Here is an 18,729-nt window from a genome sequence, read left to right on the forward strand (position 1 = left end):
GTCAGCGCCCCGGCTCGTCATTCCAAAGATATTTGTGCAACTGCATCTGCAACCGTACCGGCAGGTTGTCCGCGACGATCCAGTCCGCCAGTTCGCGGGCCGGCAAGTCGTGGTGGCTCGGCGAGAACAACACTTCCCCTGCCCGCTTCTCCAGACCGTACTGGATCAGCTTGGATACCGACCAGTCATAGTCTTCGCGGGAACAGATGACGAATTTGACCTGGTCGTTGCCGGTCAGTTGCTCGATGTTCTCGTAGCGGTTGCGATGAACTTCTTTCGAGCCCGGGGTCTTCAGGTCGACCACACGGCTGACGCGGGTATCCACCGGCGATATGTCCATCGAGCCACTGGTCTCGATGGACACCTCATAGCCAGCGTCACAGAGCCGCTTGAGCAGCGGAATGGCATTGGGCTGGGCCAGCGGCTCGCCGCCGGTTACGCAGACATAGCGCGGCCGGTAGCCGGCGACCTGTTCGAGGATGCTGTCCAGCGACATGATGGTGCCGCCGCTGAAGGCATAGGCGCTGTCGCAATACTGGCAGCGCAGGGGGCAACCCGTCAGGCGCACGAATACTGTGGGCAGCCCAGCAGTCCGCGTTTCACCCTGTAACGAGTAAAAAACTTCGGTGATTCTCAATGTGTCTTGCATATCCGCCACGGGCGTAACAGCTAAACAGGCTGTCCGCCTCCGTCAGGCACCGTCATGAACCTGCAATCGCACAGTCCAGAACGGCGTGTTTCATAAAAAGGGCAACAATTCTAACGAAAAAACCCGCGACAAGCGCGGGTTTCTTGATTCGAGTCGACAACGCCTTACATGCGTTGCAGATCCCGCTGGGCCAACTGGGCTGCCGAAGTTCCCGGATACTGGGAAACCACCTGCTGCAGAATACCCTTGACCTTATCGGCGTGACCCAGGCGACGCTCTACGTCAGCCAGTTTGTACAGCGAGTCAGGCACCTTGGCGTGCTTGGGGTACAACTGGCTGACCTTGGCAAAAGCCTGGCCGGCACCTTGCAGGTCGCCCTTGGCCAGGTTCACCTCACCCAACCAGTACTGGGCATTGCCGGCGTACTGGCTGTTCGGGTATTTGCGTAGAAAGGCGCCAAACGCCTGGCTGGCCTTGTCGAAATCCTTGGCCTTGATCAGGTCGAAGGCAGCATCGTAATAGAGCTTTTCCTTCGCTGGATCGCCAGGTTCGCTGCTGGCCGCTGGGGCCTGGGCAGCAGGTGCTGCGCCGGCGGCGGCATTCGTGTTGCCACCGCTGGAAGAATTATCAGGAGCCGCAGCCGCCGGAGCGACGCCACTGCCTATGCGCCGATCAAGATCCTGGTATCGCTCCAGGTTTTCCTGCTTCATGCGCGCTACATCATTTTGCAGTACTTCGATCACGCCCTGCTGCTGCGCAATCTGGTCTTGCATCCGTTGCAATTGGTTGAACAGTTCGCCCTGTGCCGAGACAGGAGCCGCAGCCCCTGACCCGGCATAGGCGCCGTTCGTACCGTAACCCGCTGGCGGATAACTTCCACCGCTATTGTTATAGCCGGAGTTGTCATCGACCACAGGAACCGCAGCCCATGCCGCAAGCGGCATGATGCTGAGAGCCAATACAGTTACAGCACGACGGCACGTTCGCATGACGAATTACTTACGCAGTTCGACGCGACGGTTTTGAGCCCAGGACTGCTCGTCGTGGCCAGTAGCAACTGGACGCTCTTTACCGTAGGAAACCAGCTCCAACTGAGCTGGGGAAACACCTTGCAGTACCAGGTAGCGCTGAACGGCTTTCGCACGACGCTCGCCCAGTGCCATGTTGTACTCACGAGTACCACGTTCGTCGGTGTTGCCTTCCAGGACGACGCGAGCGCCGTTGGCTTTCAGGTCCTTGGCGTGAACGTCCAGGGAGCGCATGGCTTCTGGCTTCAGGTCCGAGCTGTCGTATTCGAAGTAGAAGGTGGTGATTGCGCGCAGAGCAGCTTCTTCGCTCAGGGAACCGTCAACGGCACCGGTGTTTGCACCGTAGCCAGCGTTAGGATCAACAGCGCCTTGACCAGCGTTGTCGCCGCCTTTGGAGGAGCAACCTACAGCTACAGCCATGGCCAGAGCCAGCGCAGCAAATTTACCAAACTTCAGCATTTCCATCGTGAAACTCCTAATGAACCCCAGTGTGTTAAGTAAAACGTATAGCGCCGCGTCAGTTCAGGTAAGGGGACCAGGAAGGTTCTCTGACTTCGCCTTGAGCGGTAGGAAGCGGGAGCCTTACGCGTCCGTTGATGGACACGAGCATCAAGACTCCCCGGCCCTGCTGGGCGGTGGCGTAGATTACCATGGTGCCGTTTGGCGCAACAGTAGCTGACTCATCAAGGTTGGTGTCTGTAAGGATTTTTACGCTACCGCGCTGCAAATCCTGAGCCGCCACCCGGAAGTTGGTGAAACCGTCCTGGCGGTGGATCATTACCAGGGTTTTTTCGTCAGCCGAAAGTTTCGGGTTGGCGTTGTAGTTGCCGATGAACGTTACGCGCTCGGCACCACCGCCATTGACGTTGGTTTTATAGATCTGTGGCTTGCCACCGCGGTCGGAGGTGAAGTAGATGGTCGAGCCATCCTTGCCCCAGAACGGTTCGGTGTTGATGCCCTGGCCACTGGTGACGCGGCTGATCTGGCGCGAAGCCAGATTCATCACGTAGATGTCCGGGTTGCCGTCCTTGGACAGCACGAACGCCAGGCGCGAACCATCCGGCGACCAGGCTGGAGCACCATTCAGGCCTTCGAAGTTGGTCAGCTGTTCACGGCGACCGGTATCGATGTGCTGGATGAAGATGCGCGGACGCTTCTGCTCGAACGAAACATAGGCGATACGCTTGCCATCCGGCGCGAAACGCGGCGACAGGATCGGCTCGCGCGACTGCAGCAGGGTCACTGCACGTGCACCGTCGTAGTCGGAACGCTGCAGGGTGTAGCGCGTGTTGTTCACCGAGAAGCGCTCGGCCGTCACGTACAGCATCCGAGTCGAGAACGCACCTTTGATACCGGTGAGTTTTTCGAACGACTGGTCGGAGATGTAGTGCGACATGTCGCGCAGTTGGTCGACAGTGCCCGACACGCTACCGGTCAGCACTTGCTGCTCGGTGGCGACGTTGAACAGGGCATATTGCACCTGCAGGCGACCACCCGCAGGAACGATGCTGCCGACCATGATGTACTGCGCGCCCAGGGCCTTCCAGTCACGGTAAATGACTTCGCTGCCCTGGGTTGGCAGGCTGATCATGTTCTGCTTGGGAATCGGCGAGTAGTAACCGGAGTTACGCAGGTCGTCACCGATGATCTGGGCCATGTCGTCAGGCAGGACGCTACCGCCCTGCCAACCGAACGGTACGACGGCGATCGGGGTCGCCCGGTCGCTGCCGCTGGTGACCAGAATGTTCTTTTCATCTGCCACTGCCATCCCTGCCAGGCAGCAGATCAGGACAAGCATTCCTCGAAGAAGGTTTCTCACAAGGCTAGATCCTCAGGTGTAAATGTCATCTTGAACGAACGATAAGGAGCAAAATCGCTCGGTTTCATTCCCTGCATTTCCGTCAGGCGACCAATATTCTTGACCGCCGCTACCGCCGATGCGTCAAACGGGCCGTCGCCACTGGACTTGGCCACCGAGACCGTGGTCACGGTACCGTCCGGCAACATGCCGATCTGCAGCACCACCGTCATACCCTTACGCGCCGAAGGTGGACGAGCCCAGCCTTCCGCTGCCCGAGCGCGAATCAGATCATCGAAACTGCCCGCAGTTTCATCACCCTGCTCATCCGCCAAGGCCTGTTGGCGCTGCGGCGTGTCAGAAAGCAAGTCGGCCAGGGCTTGCGCCTTCTTCTCTTCAGCCGATTTACGTGCGGCGTCCTGCTTCTTCTTGGCCGCGTCGGCTGCTGCTTTCTTCTTCGCGTCTTCGGCGATCTTCTTCTTCGCCTCTTCAGCGTCAGCTTTCTTCTTGGCGTCTTCCGCGGCTTTCTTCTTCGCGTCCTCGACGATTTTCTTCTTCGCTTCTTCAGCGGCCTTTTTCTTGGCCTCTTCTTCAGCGGCTTTCTTGGCCTCTTCCTCGGCCTTCTTCTTGGCTATATCAGCCAATTGTTTCTCTTCGGCCTTCTTGGCTTCGGCAGCCTTCTTCGCGTCATCGGCTTTCTTGGCTTCATCAGCCTTCTTCGCCTCGTCCGCTTTCTTGGCTTCGTCGGCCTTCTTCGCCTCTTCGGCCTTTTGAGCCGCGTCTTCTTTCTTTTGTTCCGCCGCCTTTATCGCTTCCTGCTCGACCTTCTTCTGCTCCATCTGCTCGACTTCGGTCTGGCGCGCGGCGGATTTCTTCGCCTCACCCGCAATCTTCTGATTGGTCTGGGTGGTTGCCTGACTTTTCGATTTCAGTTGGTACAGGGTCGCCTGGACAATCGGTTTGGCCGGGGGCAATTCCGGAGTCATGGCAAAGCTGACGAACAGCATGCCAAAGATCAGGACGTGCAGGCCAATCGCCCAGACGCTGGGCCAGAAGTAGCTTTCCGAGGCGGACGGCTCTCTCTGTTGGTGCATCAGGGCGCCTCGGTAATCAGACCGACGTTACCGACACCCGCTTTCTGCAGACCACCCATGGCACCCATGACGGCGCCATAGTCGACACTCTTGTCGCCACGAATGAAGACCTGGGTGTGCTTGCCGGCTTCGTTGCCGGCACGAATGATCTTGGTGACCGCATCGGTCATCTGCGGCAAGGTCATTGCCTTGTCCTGCTGCTTGTCGGTGTCGACTTCGCTGCCAAGATTCCAGTAGTAGGTCTTGTCAGCCTTGATCGAAATGGTCAGGACCTGGGTGTTGTTGTCCTGCGGCAAGGCTTCGCTGGAAACCTTGGGCAGATCGACCTTAACACCCTGGTTGAGCATCGGTGCGGTAACCATGAAGATAACCAGCAATACCAACATCACGTCGATGTATGGCACCACGTTCATCTCGGCGACCGGCTTGCGTTTGTGCCGAACTCGGGCCATGGGGATTTACCTGCTCACTCTTCGCTGGTGTGCACTTTACGGTGCAGGATCGCCTGGAATTCGTCGGCGAAGGTGTAGTAACGACCGATCAGGTTTTCGCCACGGGCCGCAAAGCGGTTGTAGGCGACAACGGCCGGGATCGCAGCGAACAGGCCGATCGCGGTGGCGACCAGGGCTTCGGCGATGCCCGGAGCGACGGTGGCGAGGGTCGCCTGCTGCGCGGTAGCCAGGCCACGGAAGGAGTTCATGATCCCCCACACGGTGCCGAACAGACCGACGTACGGGCTGACCGAACCCACGGTGGCGAGGAACGGCAGGCTCTGCTCGAGCTTTTCCTCTTCACGGGAGATGGCTACGCGCATGGCACGAGCCACGCCTTCCATGACCGCTTCAGGCTCGACGCCCGGTTGCTGGCGCAGGCGGGAGAACTCCTTGAAGCCGGCGCGGAAGATCTGCTCGACACCCGAGTCCGGATCCGGGTTGCTACCGGCCTGGCGGTACAGCTTGGACAAATCGATCCCCGACCAGAAGCGCTCCTCGAAGCTCTCCAGGGCACGACGGCCGGCGCGCAGCAAATTGCTGCGCTGGAAAATCATGATCCACGAGGTGACTGAGGCAGCCACCAGGATCAGCATGACCAATTGCACCACGATGCTGGCATTGCTGACCAAACTCCACATGGAGGAATGGTCGACGACGTTAGCTTCCACGCTTTATCTCCTGCTCTAAGTGAGTACCCGCGCCACCTGTGTCGGCAAAGGCCGATCGCAAGGCTTCTGGAATGGCCCGGGGTTTCAAACTGTCGGCGCGCACACAGGCCACCAGGAACTGCCCTTCACAGAGCAGCGTTAAATCCGTTGCACGTCGAACCTGCTGCTTGAAGCGCAGGCTCGCACGGTTCAGTTCAATGACATCCGCACTGACCAGCAGCTCGTCGTCCAGTCGCGCCGGCACGTGGTAACGCGCTTCGCTGGAATGCACGACGAACAACAGGTTCTCCCCCACCAGCTCGGATTGGGCAAAGCCCAACGCCCGTAGCCGCTCGGTTCGAGCCCGCTCCATGAACTTTAGGTAATTGACGTAATACACGATGCCGCCGGCATCGGTGTCCTCGTAATAAACGCGACAGCGATGTGCGAACGACTGAACCCCGTTTTGCGCGCGCATACTCTAGTGCTTACTCCTCAGGTTGCCAATCCGGCCAGGCAACTGTTTTTCATACTTATACGACTTTTTACATGAAGAATCGTGATGCCAGCCTCTAGGACAGCACGAACCACCAATAAATCACTTGGAGTCGCCCATTCAGCCGTCCAATGCATCGAGAAACTCGTCTGCCACAGGCGTCTCGCCCAACCGCGACGGCACGTTCAAGCCGAAGTGCAGGTACGCATGCCGCGTCACCACCCGCCCGCGCGGCGTACGCATGATGTAGCCCTGCTGGATCAGGTACGGTTCCAGTACATCCTCGATCGTATGCCGCTCCTCGCCGATCGCCGCCGCCAGGCTGTCGACCCCTACCGGACCGCCGTCGAACTTCTCGATCATGGTCAACAGCAGGCGCCGATCCTGGTGATCGAAACCGTGCTCGTCGACATCCAGCAGGTTCAGCGCCAGGTCCGCAACCGCCTTGGTGATATGCCCCTTGGCCCGCACTTCGGCAAAGTCGCGCACACGCCGCAGCAAACGGTTGGCGATCCGTGGCGTACCCCGTGCACGACGGGCGATCTCGAAGGCGCCATCAGGATCCAGCGGCAGCCCGAGAATGCCCGCCGAACGACTGACGATCGTCGCCAGGTCCGCCGTGTTATAGAACTCAAGACGCTGGACGATACCGAAGCGGTCACGTAGCGGATTGGTCAGCATGCCGGCACGGGTGGTCGCCCCGACCAGGGTGAACGGCGGCAGGTCGAGCTTGATCGAGCGCGCGGCTGGCCCCTCACCGATCATGATGTCGAGCTGGAAGTCTTCCATCGCCGGGTAAAGGACTTCCTCGACAACCGGTGACAGACGATGGATTTCGTCGATGAACAGCACATCGTGGGGCTCAAGGTTGGTCAGCAGCGCCGCCAGGTCCCCCGCCCGTTCCAGCACCGGCCCGGAAGTGCTCTTGATCGACACGCCCATTTCCTGGGCGATGATGTTGGCCAGGGTGGTCTTGCCCAGCCCCGGCGGGCCGAAGATCAGCGTATGGTCCAGGGACTCGCCACGCGCACGGGCAGCCTGGATGAACAGTTCCATCTGCTCCCGGACCGTGGGCTGACCGATATATTCGGCCAGGCTCAGCGGACGAATCGCCCGGTCCTGGACCTCCTCACGGTCTCGCCCGCTGGAAGCGGTTATCAAACGATCGGCTTCAATCACTTAAATCATTCCCCTCAGGGCGCGACGAATCATCTCTTCGCTGCTCAAGCCTTTTTCCTTGATGGCCGAAACCGCCTTGCTCGCCTCCTGGGGCTTGTAGCCCAGGGAAATCAGCGCACTGACCGCATCGGTCTCGGCACTGGCGACCGGCGTTGGGGCGACCCCATCCGGCTGGTTTGGCACCAGCGCGAACATGCTTGGCACGGTTTCCCAGGCCTTGAACCGGTCCTTGAGTTCGACCAGCAAGCGCTCGGCGGTCTTCTTGCCGACACCCGGCACCTTCACCAGCGCAGAAGTATCCTGGGCCGACACGCAGCGCACCAGTTCATCGACTTCCAGGCTGGACATCAGGGCCAGCGCCAGCTTGGGCCCCACGCCATTCAGCCGGATCAGCTCGCGAAAGAAGTCGCGCTCGCGCTTGCCGACAAAACCATAGAGTAACTGGGCATCCTCGCGCACGACCAAATGTGTGTGCAGCGTCAGCGGTTCGCCGACCGACGGCAGGCGGTAGAGCGTGGTCATGGGGACTTCCACCTCATAGCCCAGGCCATTCACATCGAGGATAAGGTGCGGCGGCTGTTTTTCAGCCAAGGTGCCGCGCAAGCGTCCAATCACGTATCAGGTCCTTATTTTCAGCCAGGCCGGTGGCGGGTGAACAGAACGACAGGCCCGCCATCATCCGGCAAGAGGCGCTGTCGGCAAGCAAAATTGTTTAAGCTGATGATGCTATCAGAGACGCAGGCGGCCGCCACGGGTCCTTGCCGCTCCCAGCCCGTGAGGCAGCAGGCTCGAGCGCGTATGGGCATGGCACAGGGCAATCGCCAGGGCGTCGGAGGCATCGATCTGTGGCTTGCTGGTCAATTTGAGCAGATGCATCACCATCATCATCACCTGCTCCTTGTTCGCTCCACCCGTGCCGGCAACCGCCTGCTTGACCTGGGTCGCCGTGTACTCGGCAATCTCCAGGTTTTCCTCGGCCCCGGCGACGATCGCCGCGCCGCGGGCCTGGCCGAGCTTGAGCGCCGAGTCGGCATTCTTCGCCATGAAGACCTTTTCAATCCCCATGGTCACCGGGCCGTAGGTCTGGATAACCTCACGCACGCTGCGGTAGACCACCTGCAAACGCTCATGCAGCTCGCCGCTGCCGGTACGGATGCAGCCCGACGCCACATAGACACAACCACGCCCGGTATCGCGCACCACACCGTAACCGGTGATCCGCGAACCTGGGTCGATACCAAGAATAAGAGTCATAACGCCTGCAGTTCGATCGAGAAAACCTGCCAATGACGCGCAGTATCTACTGTATATGCATGCAGGTCGATAGAGTACTGTCGGGAGGTCGGCTGCCCAACCCTCCCGGACAATGGATGAAGCCCCTGCGGGAACAGGGGCCGGTACTGTCAGCCGAGCTGTTCCAGCACCGCCTGGGGGATGTCGGCGTTGGAGTAGACGTTTTGCACGTCATCCAAATCTTCGAGCATATCGATCAGCTTCAAGACCTTTTCCGCCCCATCGAGATCGAGTTCGGCACTGGTGGTCGGCAGCATGACGATTTCCGCGTCGCCAGCCTTGAAGCCGGAGGCTTCCAGGGCATTGCGCACGGCATAGAAACCGGCGAACGAGGTGAAGACATCGATGGAGCCGTCTTCGTTGGTCACCACGTCATCGGCGTCTGCCTCCATCGCGGCTTCCATCAGCGCGTCCTCGTCGATGCCCGGCGCAAAGGATATCTGCCCCTTGCGTTCGAACAGGTAGGCCACCGACCCATCGGTGCCGAGGTTGCCGCCACACTTGCTGAACGCATGGCGCACGGCAGCGGCGGTACGGTTGCGGTTGTCGGTCATGCACTCGACCATCACCGCCACGCCGCCCGGGCCGTAGCCTTCATAGCTCAGTTCGACCATGTCGTCGGTGTCGGCCGCCCCGGCCCCACGGGCCACGGCGCGGTCGATGATGTCACGGCTCATGTTGGCGCCCAGGGCCTTGTCCAAAGCCAGCCGCAAGCGCGGGTTGGAGCCCGGGTCAGCGCCACCCTGGCGAGCGGCGACGGTCAGCTCGCGAATCCACTTGGTGAAAATCTTGCCTTTCTTGGCATCCTGACGCTCTTTGCGGTGCTTGATGTTCGCCCACTTGGAATGGCCAGCCATTACACAACTCCGAATTCTCTAGAAACCTCGACGGCCCCGCCCCCAGGCAGGACCCATCCCTTTAACGCAAAGGCGCATCCGAAGATGCGCCTTTTTTGACCGTGTAAAACCTTATCGCGCTTTCACGCAGCGGCCTTACTCAGCCTTTGGCGACTCACGCAGGCGAATGTGCAACTCGCGCAGCGCCTTGGTGTCCACAACGCCTGGAGCCTGGGTCATGACACAGGCCGCGCTCTGGGTTTTCGGGAAGGCGATCACTTCACGGATCGACTGGGCGCCGGTCATCAGCATCACCAGGCGATCCAGGCCGAAGGCCAGGCCACCATGGGGCGGAGCACCGTACTTCAGGGCGTCGAGCAGGAAGCCGAACTTTTCTTCCTGCTCCGCTTCGTTGATGCCCAGCAGACGGAACACCGCCTGTTGCATTTCCTTGCGGTGGATACGGATCGAACCGCCACCCAGCTCGGTGCCGTTCAGAACCATGTCGTAAGCGCGCGACAAAGCGGTAGCCGGGTTGGCTTCCAGCTCTTCAGGCGTGCACTTCGGCGCGGTGAACGGGTGATGCAGAGCAGTGAAGCTGCCGTCGTCGTTCTCTTCGAACATCGGGAAGTCGACGACCCACATCGGTGCCCATTCGCAGGTCAGCAAGTTCAGGTCGTGACCGAGCTTGATACGCAGCGCACCCAGGGCCTCGCTGACGATCTTGGCCTTGTCGGCGCCGAAGAACACGATATCGCCATCGACCGCACCAACGCGATCGAGGATCACGTTCAGGTTGGCTTCCGGGATGTTCTTGACGATCGGCGATTGCAGGCCGTCAACACCGGCAGCACGCTCGTTGACCTTAATGTACGCCAGGCCCTTGGCACCGTAGATGCCGACGAACTTGGTGTAGTCGTCGATCTGCTTGCGCGGCATGCTCGCACCGCCAGGAACGCGCAGCGCGGCGATGCGGCACTTAGGGTCGTTGGCCGGGCCGCTGAACACCTTGAACTCGACTTCCTTGAGCTGGTCGGCCACGTCGACCAGTTCCAGCGGGATACGCAGGTCGGGCTTGTCCGAACCGTAGCGACGCATGGCCTCTTCGAAGGTCATGTGCGGGAATTCGCCGAATTCCAGACCCAGCACTTCCTTGAACAGGTTGCGGATCATGCTTTCGGTGAGGCCCATGATGTCTTTTTCATCGAGGAAGCTGGTCTCGATGTCGATCTGGGTGAATTCCGGCTGGCGATCGGCACGCAGGTCTTCGTCGCGGAAGCACTTGGCGATCTGGTAGTAACGGTCGAAACCGGCCACCATCAGCAACTGCTTGAACAGTTGCGGAGATTGCGGCAGGGCGAAGAAGCTGCCCGCGTGGGTACGGCTCGGGACCAGGTAGTCGCGGGCGCCTTCCGGAGTCGCGCGAGTCAGGATCGGCGTCTCGACGTCGAGGAAGCCGTTCTCGTCCAGGAAGCGACGGATGCTGGTGGTCATGCGCGAACGCAGACGCAGCTTCTCGGCCATTTCCGGACGACGCAGGTCGATGAAGCGGTAACGCAGGCGGGTTTCCTCGCCAACGTCGGAGTACTCGTTGAGCGGGAACGGCGGAGTTTCCGCTTCGTTCAGCACTTCCAGTTCATAACCCAGCACTTCGATGGCGCCGGAAGCCATGTTGGCGTTGCCGGCACCCGCCGGACGCAGACGCACCTTGCCGGTGATCTTCACCACATACTCGCTGCGCACGCGATCGGCAGCGGCGAAGGTTTCGGCGCGATCCGGGTCGAAAACCACCTGGGCCAGACCTTCGCGGTCACGGATATCGAGGAAAATCACCCCGCCATGGTCGCGACGACGGTGGACCCATCCGCAAAGGGTGACTTCCTGGCCTTCCAGGCTCTCGTTCAGTTGGCCGCAATAATGGCTGCGCATCATGGTCGTGGTTTCACTTCTCGTAATTCGAATTCGGTGGAGGTCTGGCACACCCCGATGTCCTTGGGGTGCCAGAGCCCGCTCGTGTCGCTTGTTTTCAGTCGGCTTTGTCGCCACCGGCCAGGTTTTTCTTGGCGCCGGTCTTGAAATCGGTTTCGTACCAACCGGTACCGCTGAGGCGGAAGCCCGGCATGGAAAGCATTTTTTTCAGCTCTGGCGCCTGGCAGGCAGGGCAATCGACCAGAGGAGCGGCGCTGATTTTTTGAATGGCTTCCAGCTGATGACCGCAGGAAGCGCATTGGTAGTCGTACATGGGCATGGGGCGTCTCGACAATCAGATAACGACATCACTGCTGCCCGAGCCCAGAGTCGGGCCATGCAGCAAAGAGCGGGATTATATCTGTTAAATCGAGGCTTTGCAGCCGTGTGACCGGTCATCCCGCTCCCTTCAGTCGCCTGCCCGGCAACGACCAGCGGCTGCGGCCCGATCGGGACACGATCAGGTCGAATGTTGCAGGCCACCCAGCGTCAGCAGGTGCACCATGCAGACGACGCGAATCAGTCCACTGAAATTCTTCACCCCGCCATAACGCAGATGCACCTCCATATCCACATTGGAAAGTAGCGCATTGACCGTGCACCGGTTGATACCGGCCATGTCGGCCAATACTTTCCAGTACACCTCCTCAAGGCGCAAGCAGGTTGCAAACCCATTCAGGCGAACGGACCGGGAAACCGGTTTTGCCAATCCGATATCAAATTCCAGCAACATCGGATCAGTCCTGGCCTTGCGGAACAGACCAGACTCCCCCAAACATTGATTCAACTGCACCATCTTCCTCGCACTCCGTCGCTGCACGCCCTTGAATAAGGGCGCTCTTGGAAAATCTCGCCTAAATGAAACATTAGGCAAAATTCCTTATCCAGCAGACCGGGCCATCCCCCGCGTAGGATGAAGCGACCAGCAAACGAGGAACATCAGCGCGGCGCGCCAGAACGAGCACAGGCGCACCCGCAGGGCAAGCGGCGACGGCATTTGCACGAATGAGCCCATGGCTCACCCGTGCGTCATGCTTCACTCTTCCAGCAGGGCCCGCAGCATCCAGGCGGTTTTCTCATGAACCTGCATGCGCTGGGTCAACAGGTCGGCGGTCGGCTCATCGCTGACCTTGTCCAGCAACGGAAATATTCCACGTGCGGTGCGGGTCACCGCCTCCTGCCCCTGCACCAGTTGCCGGATCATTTCCTCGGCAGCCGGGACCCCTTCCTCTTCCTTGATGGAAGACAGCCGGGCATAGGTCGAATAGGTACCTGGCGCGGGGAACCCCAGCGCCCTGATCCGCTCGGCGATCAGGTCCACCGCCAGCGCCAGCTCGTTATATTGTTCTTCAAACATCAAGTGCAGTGTCCGAAACATCGGGCCACTGACGTTCCAATGGAAGTTGTGGGTCTTCAGATAAAGTACATAGGTATCCGACAGCAGGCGGGACAGTCCTTCGACGATGGACTTGCGGTCTGCTTCGCTGATACCGATATCAATAGCCATATGCATCCCCTTGACGTGAATGAAGTCACACCCTGAAGGTGTAGGACCACTCTAGCAAGAGTCGCCGCCACATGCAGCATCGGGTGCCGCGTCCCAGAGCCCTCGCCGGAGCCCGCCGATGTCGCTCAAGCCGTTGATTTGAGAAGGCTCGGGCTTTGCTGTTAAATAGACAGCGTGTCGTCACGTCGCATGTTGGCGCGGCGCATAGGCTGGTAGACACACGTGCCCAACGCCTCACCTTTTTTTCTCAGAAGCGAACCGTGGGCTGCCAGCTCTTCCTTGCGATCAATCTTGAGTGAGTCATCAAAATGTTGAAAATCGTCCATCTGCTAACGGGCGCCGTCGCCCTGCTGCTCTCCTTTATACCCAGCCTGCGATCCGAAGCACTGCCTTACCTGCAACAACCCGATGCGCTTTACCTGGCATTCTTCGGCTTGCTCAACCTGATCCTCGCACCAGTGATTCCCTACTGGAACAAGGGTCCTCGTCACCAACTGCAAAACCTGGTCAGCGCCCTGCTGATCCTCGCTGTCGTCCTGCAGATCGTCGTGCTGCTCGCGCCGCTGTCGATGGTCGCAGGCCAGCCTGCCGTACTGCCGGGTCTGACGGCGGCGGTGATCGCCGTGCTGTTGCACCTGACGGTCAGCTTCTACAAGTCCTCACCATCCACCGCTTCGCACAACTACGACATGAGCAACCGGGATACCGGGACCGTGAAGTGGTTCAACACCTCCAAGGGGTTCGGCTTTATCTCGCGTGATTCCGGCGACGATATCTTCGTGCACTTTCGCGCCATTCGTGGCGAGGGCCACCGTGTCCTGGTCGAAGGACAGCGCGTGGAGTTCTCGGTCATGAACCGGGACAAGGGCCTGCAGGCCGAAGACGTGGTAGCGGCATCGCCACGTCGCTGAGTCATTTCCCGGCTTGAAAAAAAACCGCGATGCCGTAAGACAGCTCGCGGTTTTTTCATGCCTGCCAATTATCGAACGACTCAGTAATGCGGCGGCGGCGCCTCATCCTCGGCAATACCAAATTGTCCCATCATTTCCTCATGGCGCTTGAGCAAGGCGGTCATCTGCAATTGCAGGCGCTCCACCTCACGCTGCTGCGCCACCAGCACATCATTCAGCGCCTGGATGGTGTCATCCTGAAATGCCAGGCGGGTTTCCAACTCGGTTACACGCGCTTCAAGGCTCATGACTGTACCTGCACAGGGGAAAAGCCCTCGGCCAGCAGCACCTGCAGCCGCTCGCGAATCGCGACGACCTCCGCCTCGGCATAAGGCTTTGCCGGATGCTTGCCCCAGACCGGCGCAGGCCAGGCCGCATCGCCCCGATGGCGAACAATCACATGCATGTGCAACTGGCTGACCACATTACCCAACGTCGCGACATTCATCTTGTCCGCATTGAACGCCTGCTTGAGCGCCTGTGCCAATTCGCTGGTTTCAAGCCACAGTTGCGCCTGGTCCGCCGCGTCCAGATCGAACACTTCACTGACCTCCACACGCCGCGGCACCAAAATGAACCAGGGGTAGTTCGAGTCATTGGACAACAGCAGGCGACACAACGGAAAGTCGCCCATCGGCAAGGTGTCTTGTTGAAGACGCGAATCGAGAACGAACACCGTAAACACTCCTGCTTGACTGATTTTGCGTGTCCGGATCGCCATTCGACAACGAGCCGGAAACAGAGCGCTGAGGATACCTGCCTTCGCGCTTCAATTCACCGCATGCCGGTAGATCACTGCATACGAGCCACCAAAACAGCCGCAATGGTGTTTGTGGCGCGATGATGCACCATCGCGGACGCAGGCCGCACCATTCCGGGCCAGCCGTGGAAAAATGCCCCCGGATAATCAAACCGTCATCTTTTCCTGCAACCCTCCCTGATTCGCACTGCAACGGATCGCCTACTGCGGGAACAGCATGACCGGAAAAGCACCAGTGTCCGAGCCTGAACAGCGAACGGACAGCCTTGCACCAAAATTACACAAAGCGGCTATTCTTGGTGCAATTTTTATCCATCCGTTACCCAGCCTACGGTGTGGAGCGGTAACGTTTTGGGCTTTCCACCGATAATCAATGGATTAGCAGCACAAGGGAAAGTAATACGTCAAGCACCACAAATCGAGGTGCTGACCCCAGGTTTCATAAGGGTTTCAGAGCGACCGACCAGTCATGGAAATATTTTCTGGCGATTTTTCAACTTTGTGCATGCTTGTTGCATTGCTACACGTACAGTCGCCACAGAGGGCCTGATCGGACGCTGAAGCTCCGCGACACAGTAACAACGCAGTACAGTGCAACGAGGGACAGCGCGACACTTGAACATGAGTTTTTCTTATCTATGCTCTGGTGTTCGACAATGCGCTGAAGTTGTACAGCCAATAAAAAGGCTGTGTATTTGCGACATGGAGCGAGCTTTTTGCGACACGCTCGTAAAGAAGCCGCAAGGATAGGTGAGCAAGTATCGCCAAGTTTGTCAGCGTGATATAAGTTTGCGCCGACACAAAAAGAAAGAGCCGCCCAGATAAAAATACAGGTGGGACGGCAGTACTCTTCCTAAAACCAAAGGAGCAAATCACGATGCGCGTGATGAAGTGGAGCATGATCGCCCTGGCTGTTTCGGCAGCAGGCACTCAACTGGCAATGGCCGAACCTTTCGTGACCGACCAGGCTGATGCCAAGGGTTTCGTTGAAGGCGCTTCGGCAGGTGTGGTTCTGAAGAACTACTACTTCAACCGGGACCGCAAGGACACCAGCAAGGACCAGGAAGACTGGACCCAAGGCATTCTGGGCAAGTTCAGCTCGGGTTACACCCAGGGCACCGTGGGTGTGGCCGTTGAAGGCTATGGCGATGCTGGCTACCTGCTCAGTGGCGAAGACAAAGAGTCTGGCTCGGGTAACATCAGCCGCAGCAAAGCCGTCAATGGCATTCGTGACAACAATGACAGCTTCGGCAAAGCTGGCGCAGCCATCAAGTTCCGCATCTCCAAGACCGAGCTGAAAATCGGTGATTTCCAGCCTAGCACCGCTCCGGTATTCGCTGTAGGTGGCTCCCGTCTGTTCCAACAAACCGCCAGCGGCCTGCAACTGCAAAGCAGTGAAGTCAAAGACCTTGACCTCGAAGCCGGCCACTTCACCGGTGGCAGCAGCCAGGACCAGACTCGCCACAACGGCGACCTGTATGCCAACTACGCAAACGTTGCAGCCAAGAGCATCGACTACGTCGGCGGCAAGTATGCAATCAATCCAGACCTGACCGCATCGCTCTACGGCGCCAAGCTCGAGGATATCTGGAACCAGTACTACGCCAACGTGAACTACACCCTGGGCCTGGGTTCGGACCAGTCGCTGAACTTCGACCTCAACCTGTATCGCACCACCGATACCGGCAAGAAGCTGGCGGGTAACATCAGCAACACCACCTACTCGTTCGCAACCGCCTACTCCTTCCTGAAGGCTCACACCATTACCCTGGCTTACCAACAGGTTCGTGGTGACAACCCATTCGACTACATCGGCGTGGGTGACAACAACCGTGGCGGTGACTCGATTTTCCTGGCCAACTCCATCCAGTACTCTGACTTCAACGGCCCAGGCGAGAAATCGGTCCAGGCCCGTTATGACATCAAGATGGCTGAATACGGCATTCCAGGCCTGAGCTTCATGGGTCGCTACATCCATGGCGAAGGCATCGATGGAACGCACATGAACTCCATCTATGCTGCGAACAACTCCTACGGCAAGGATGGTCGTCACTTCGAAACCAACCTGGAAGCCAAATACGTTGTCCAGTCCGGTCCTCTGAAGGACCTGTCCTTCCGTGCACGCCAAGCATGGCACCGTGCTAACAACGAGGCCGGCGACAGCAACATCAACGAGTTCCGCCTGATCACCGAGTACCCACTCGACCTGATGGCTATCGCCAAGAAGTAATTAGCGATACTCGCTTGAAGAAAGGCCCATCCTGGTGATGGGCCTTTTTTATTGCACAGACCGAAAGATAAATCATCGCAAACTATTGAATAGCCAGCTAACAAAAGAACCCATTGAATTTAAAGATAATTCCCATTTTGTTTTGTAGCTGATACAAATCAGCACCAACTAGATTCACCGCGAGACTGGCAAATCATTAAAATGCTAACAACAAAAAGGGCCCCTCGCGGCGCCCTTTCATTGATATCTGACTACTAGGCCAAATATCGACCGGATTACTTGCCCGGTACTTCCTGGACAACTCGAAACACCCGCGGCGCAAATGCCAGCGCCACTCCAGCGTCCTTGAGACGATCGCGAGCCTGCTCGTTGAACTTGGAGGCCAAGTCCCCACAATCGGCAGTCTTCGCCCATACGCGCAGGGAAATGGTAATGGAACTGTCACCCAGTGCCGAAACCACCGCAGCCGGAGCCGGATCAGCCAGCACGCGCTCATCCCTGGCCAATTCCAGCAACACCTCGCGAGCCTTCTGCAGGTCCGCCTCGTAGTCCACCCCGATATCGAACACCACCTTGCGGGTCGGCTGGCGGTTGATGTTGGTGATGATGCCGTTCGACAGGCTGCCGTTGGGCATGATCACCGTCTGGTTGTCGCCGGTACGCAGGATGGTGTGGAAGATCTGGACGTTGTCGACAGTGCCGGTAATGCCCTGCGCGGTGATCGTGTCACCGATGCGGAACGGCCGGAACATCAGGATCAGCACGCCACCGGCGAAGTTCGCCAGGCTGCCCTGCAACGCTAGGCCGATGGTCAAGCTTGCAGCACCGATCGCCGCCACGAACGACGTGGTGGCCACACCGATCATCGACGCCACGCTGATGCTGAGCATGATTTTCAGGGCAATGTTCGACAAGTTGCTGATGAAGCCCTGCAACGCCAGGTCCGCATTGCGCAACGCCAGCAACTTGCTCAGCTTGCCGGTCAGCCGGTTGATCAGCCACCAACCCACGGCCAGGGTAAGGACTGCAAGCAGCACCCGGCTGCCGTATTCCATGATCATCGGAATCCAGGCCTGGGAGGCCTTGATGAGATGATCCATTTCTGCGTTCAGGTCCATTGTTCTCTCCTGTTATCGTGCGATTGCCCGGCGAAACGATCGAAACCTTGCTGGCTCAACCGTTTCTGCCGCGCCTGGGCCCTCCGACGCCGATAACTTCCAGAGGTTCCCTGGCGGACCGGATCAGTCGCGGAAGTTGTTGAATTGCAGTGGCAGGTCGAATTCCTTGGCCCGCAGATTGGCAATCGCCTCCTGCAAGTCGTCACGCTTCTTGCCCGTGACACGGACCTGCTCACCCTGGATGGCCGCCTGCACTTTCAGCTTGGCCTCCTTGATGTGCGCAACGATCTTCTTCGCCATCTCCTTATCGATGCCTTCCTTGAAGGTCGCGTCCTGCTTCATCAGCTTGCCGGACGCATAGGCATCCTTGACCTCGAGGCATTTCACATCGATCTTGCGCTTGACCAGGGCCATGCGCAGGATGTCCAGCATCGCCTCCAGCTGGAACTCGGCTTCGGCCGTCATGCTGACGGTCTGTTCCTTGTCCTTGAACTCGAAGGAGCCCTTGCCCTTCAGGTCGTAACGGCGGTCCAGCTCCTTGACGGCGTTCTCGACGGCGTTGGTGACTTCGTGTTTGTCCAGTTCGGATACCACGTCGAACGACGGCATGTCATTTCTCCAAATTTCATCTTGGCGCCCCAATACCGATGGAGTGCGCCTGGTTTGACGGTTAAAATCCGCC

General features: G+C 58.8%; 22 protein-coding genes. 2 read left to right on the plus strand and 20 right to left on the minus strand.

Annotation, left to right across the window (positions count from 1 at the left end):
• Position 1 precedes the first annotated feature (1 nt).
• From queE to AC6I6U_RS29100, 16 genes are all read right to left on the minus strand, one after another.
• The gene (gene queE / locus AC6I6U_RS29025) at positions 2-649 is read right to left on the minus strand and encodes a 7-carboxy-7-deazaguanine synthase QueE (RefSeq protein WP_497879401.1); all 648 of its coding nucleotides are present in this window, start codon (positions 647-649) and stop codon (positions 2-4) included.
• Between the two features lie 164 nt (positions 650-813).
• Positions 814-1,638 (minus strand): tol-pal system protein YbgF, encoded by an 825-nt coding sequence (ybgF, locus tag AC6I6U_RS29030; protein ID WP_497879402.1) that lies wholly within the window; start codon positions 1,636-1,638, stop codon positions 814-816.
• A gap of 6 nt (positions 1,639-1,644) precedes the next feature.
• Positions 1,645-2,142, minus strand: coding sequence for a peptidoglycan-associated lipoprotein Pal (gene pal, locus AC6I6U_RS29035; RefSeq protein WP_177057203.1), 498 nt, complete (start codon positions 2,140-2,142; stop codon positions 1,645-1,647).
• Between the two features lie 52 nt (positions 2,143-2,194).
• Entirely contained in the window at positions 2,195-3,445 is a 1,251-nt protein-coding gene (gene tolB / locus AC6I6U_RS29040; RefSeq protein ID WP_497883127.1) for a Tol-Pal system beta propeller repeat protein TolB, read from the minus strand.
• Between the two features lie 47 nt (positions 3,446-3,492).
• A complete protein-coding gene (gene tolA / locus AC6I6U_RS29045) occupies positions 3,493-4,569 on the minus strand; it encodes a cell envelope integrity protein TolA (RefSeq protein WP_497879403.1) in 1,077 nt (358 codons plus the stop codon).
• A complete protein-coding gene (gene tolR, locus AC6I6U_RS29050; protein ID WP_010444249.1) occupies positions 4,569-5,021 on the minus strand; it encodes a protein TolR in 453 nt (150 codons plus the stop codon). The genes tolA and tolR overlap by 1 nt, the downstream gene beginning before the upstream one ends.
• Positions 5,022-5,035: 14 nt before the next feature.
• The gene (tolQ, locus tag AC6I6U_RS29055) at positions 5,036-5,731 is read right to left on the minus strand and encodes a protein TolQ (RefSeq protein ID WP_497879404.1); all 696 of its coding nucleotides are present in this window, start codon (positions 5,729-5,731) and stop codon (positions 5,036-5,038) included.
• Positions 5,721-6,188 carry a tol-pal system-associated acyl-CoA thioesterase gene (ybgC, locus tag AC6I6U_RS29060; protein ID WP_497879405.1) on the minus strand — a complete coding sequence of 156 codons (468 nt, stop codon included), beginning with the start codon at positions 6,186-6,188 and terminating at the stop codon, positions 5,721-5,723. Before ybgC ends, tolQ begins: the two co-directional genes overlap by 11 nt.
• A gap of 138 nt (positions 6,189-6,326) precedes the next feature.
• Positions 6,327-7,385: a Holliday junction branch migration DNA helicase RuvB gene (gene ruvB / locus AC6I6U_RS29065; protein WP_497879406.1), complete on the minus strand. Its 1,059-nt coding sequence runs from the start codon at positions 7,383-7,385 to the stop codon at positions 6,327-6,329.
• Positions 7,386-8,000, minus strand: a complete 615-nt coding sequence (gene ruvA / locus AC6I6U_RS29070) for a Holliday junction branch migration protein RuvA (RefSeq protein ID WP_497879407.1) — start codon at positions 7,998-8,000, stop codon at positions 7,386-7,388.
• A 114-nt stretch (positions 8,001-8,114) separates the two neighbouring features.
• Positions 8,115-8,639 (minus strand): crossover junction endodeoxyribonuclease RuvC, encoded by a 525-nt coding sequence (gene ruvC / locus AC6I6U_RS29075; protein WP_177057207.1) that lies wholly within the window; start codon positions 8,637-8,639, stop codon positions 8,115-8,117.
• A 149-nt stretch (positions 8,640-8,788) separates the two neighbouring features.
• Positions 8,789-9,535 carry a YebC/PmpR family DNA-binding transcriptional regulator gene (locus AC6I6U_RS29080; RefSeq protein WP_497879408.1) on the minus strand — a complete coding sequence of 249 codons (747 nt, stop codon included), beginning with the start codon at positions 9,533-9,535 and terminating at the stop codon, positions 8,789-8,791.
• 135 nt (positions 9,536-9,670) lie between these two features.
• A complete protein-coding gene (gene aspS, locus AC6I6U_RS29085) occupies positions 9,671-11,446 on the minus strand; it encodes an aspartate--tRNA ligase (RefSeq protein WP_497879409.1) in 1,776 nt (591 codons plus the stop codon).
• A gap of 94 nt (positions 11,447-11,540) precedes the next feature.
• A complete protein-coding gene (locus AC6I6U_RS29090) occupies positions 11,541-11,762 on the minus strand; it encodes an FmdB family zinc ribbon protein (protein WP_010444257.1) in 222 nt (73 codons plus the stop codon).
• 180 nt (positions 11,763-11,942) lie between these two features.
• A complete protein-coding gene (locus tag AC6I6U_RS29095) occupies positions 11,943-12,278 on the minus strand; it encodes a ribbon-helix-helix domain-containing protein (protein ID WP_497879410.1) in 336 nt (111 codons plus the stop codon).
• Positions 12,279-12,518: 240 nt separating this feature from the next.
• The gene (locus AC6I6U_RS29100) at positions 12,519-12,989 is read right to left on the minus strand and encodes a Dps family protein (protein ID WP_497879411.1); all 471 of its coding nucleotides are present in this window, start codon (positions 12,987-12,989) and stop codon (positions 12,519-12,521) included.
• 308 nt (positions 12,990-13,297) lie between these two features.
• Here AC6I6U_RS29100 and AC6I6U_RS29105 point away from each other — a divergent pair, with 308 nt between their 5' ends.
• Complete coding sequence (locus tag AC6I6U_RS29105) at positions 13,298-13,900, plus strand: cold-shock protein (protein ID WP_497879412.1); 603 nt, start codon at positions 13,298-13,300, stop codon at positions 13,898-13,900.
• An 80-nt stretch (positions 13,901-13,980) separates the two neighbouring features.
• Here the strand turns inward: AC6I6U_RS29105 and AC6I6U_RS29110 are convergent, their stop codons facing one another.
• Complete coding sequence (locus AC6I6U_RS29110; protein ID WP_497879413.1) at positions 13,981-14,187, minus strand: SlyX family protein; 207 nt, start codon at positions 14,185-14,187, stop codon at positions 13,981-13,983.
• Positions 14,184-14,615 (minus strand): HIT family protein, encoded by a 432-nt coding sequence (locus AC6I6U_RS29115; RefSeq protein WP_497879414.1) that lies wholly within the window; start codon positions 14,613-14,615, stop codon positions 14,184-14,186. Before AC6I6U_RS29115 ends, AC6I6U_RS29110 begins: the two co-directional genes overlap by 4 nt.
• Before the next feature lie 961 nt (positions 14,616-15,576).
• On the opposite strand from AC6I6U_RS29115, the gene AC6I6U_RS29120 reads away from it, so the two are divergent.
• Positions 15,577-16,929: an OprD family porin gene (locus AC6I6U_RS29120; RefSeq protein WP_497879415.1), complete on the plus strand. Its 1,353-nt coding sequence runs from the start codon at positions 15,577-15,579 to the stop codon at positions 16,927-16,929.
• Positions 16,930-17,204: 275 nt separating this feature from the next.
• On the opposite strand, the gene AC6I6U_RS29125 is transcribed toward AC6I6U_RS29120, so the two are convergent.
• Entirely contained in the window at positions 17,205-18,047 is an 843-nt protein-coding gene (locus tag AC6I6U_RS29125) for a mechanosensitive ion channel family protein (protein ID WP_497879416.1), read from the minus strand.
• Positions 18,048-18,170: 123 nt separating this feature from the next.
• Entirely contained in the window at positions 18,171-18,656 is a 486-nt protein-coding gene (locus AC6I6U_RS29130) for a YajQ family cyclic di-GMP-binding protein (RefSeq protein ID WP_497879417.1), read from the minus strand.
• Between the last annotated feature and the right edge of the window lie 73 nt (positions 18,657-18,729).

Source organism: Pseudomonas sp. UTLPPB19802, assembly GCF_059730225.1.

Excerpts from the sequence above, each read along its gene's own strand:
- tolA (WP_497879403.1), bottom strand. The coding sequence starts at position 4,569 with ATGCACCAACAGAGAGAGCCGTCCGCCTCGGAAAGCTACTTCTGGCCC.
- AC6I6U_RS29105 (WP_497879412.1), top strand. The coding sequence starts at position 13,298 with ATGTTGAAAATCGTCCATCTGCTAACGGGCGCCGTCGCCCTGCTGCTC.
- queE (WP_497879401.1), bottom strand. The coding sequence starts at position 649 with ATGCAAGACACATTGAGAATCACCGAAGTTTTTTACTCGTTACAGGGT.
- AC6I6U_RS29100 (WP_497879411.1), bottom strand. The coding sequence starts at position 12,989 with ATGGCTATTGATATCGGTATCAGCGAAGCAGACCGCAAGTCCATCGTC.
- AC6I6U_RS29130 (WP_497879417.1), bottom strand. The coding sequence starts at position 18,656 with ATGCCGTCGTTCGACGTGGTATCCGAACTGGACAAACACGAAGTCACC.
- tolB (WP_497883127.1), bottom strand. The coding sequence starts at position 3,445 with ATGGCAGTGGCAGATGAAAAGAACATTCTGGTCACCAGCGGCAGCGAC.
- ybgC (WP_497879405.1), bottom strand. The coding sequence starts at position 6,188 with ATGCGCGCGCAAAACGGGGTTCAGTCGTTCGCACATCGCTGTCGCGTT.
- pal (WP_177057203.1), bottom strand. The coding sequence starts at position 2,142 with ATGGAAATGCTGAAGTTTGGTAAATTTGCTGCGCTGGCTCTGGCCATG.
- AC6I6U_RS29125 (WP_497879416.1), bottom strand. The coding sequence starts at position 18,047 with ATGGACCTGAACGCAGAAATGGATCATCTCATCAAGGCCTCCCAGGCC.
- AC6I6U_RS29090 (WP_010444257.1), bottom strand. The coding sequence starts at position 11,762 with ATGCCCATGTACGACTACCAATGCGCTTCCTGCGGTCATCAGCTGGAA.
- AC6I6U_RS29120 (WP_497879415.1), top strand. The coding sequence starts at position 15,577 with ATGCGCGTGATGAAGTGGAGCATGATCGCCCTGGCTGTTTCGGCAGCA.
- AC6I6U_RS29080 (WP_497879408.1), bottom strand. The coding sequence starts at position 9,535 with ATGGCTGGCCATTCCAAGTGGGCGAACATCAAGCACCGCAAAGAGCGT.
- tolR (WP_010444249.1), bottom strand. The coding sequence starts at position 5,021 with ATGGCCCGAGTTCGGCACAAACGCAAGCCGGTCGCCGAGATGAACGTG.
- AC6I6U_RS29095 (WP_497879410.1), bottom strand. The coding sequence starts at position 12,278 with ATGGTGCAGTTGAATCAATGTTTGGGGGAGTCTGGTCTGTTCCGCAAG.
- AC6I6U_RS29110 (WP_497879413.1), bottom strand. The coding sequence starts at position 14,187 with ATGAGCCTTGAAGCGCGTGTAACCGAGTTGGAAACCCGCCTGGCATTT.
- ruvC (WP_177057207.1), bottom strand. The coding sequence starts at position 8,639 with ATGACTCTTATTCTTGGTATCGACCCAGGTTCGCGGATCACCGGTTAC.
- ybgF (WP_497879402.1), bottom strand. The coding sequence starts at position 1,638 with ATGCGAACGTGCCGTCGTGCTGTAACTGTATTGGCTCTCAGCATCATG.
- aspS (WP_497879409.1), bottom strand. The coding sequence starts at position 11,446 with ATGATGCGCAGCCATTATTGCGGCCAACTGAACGAGAGCCTGGAAGGC.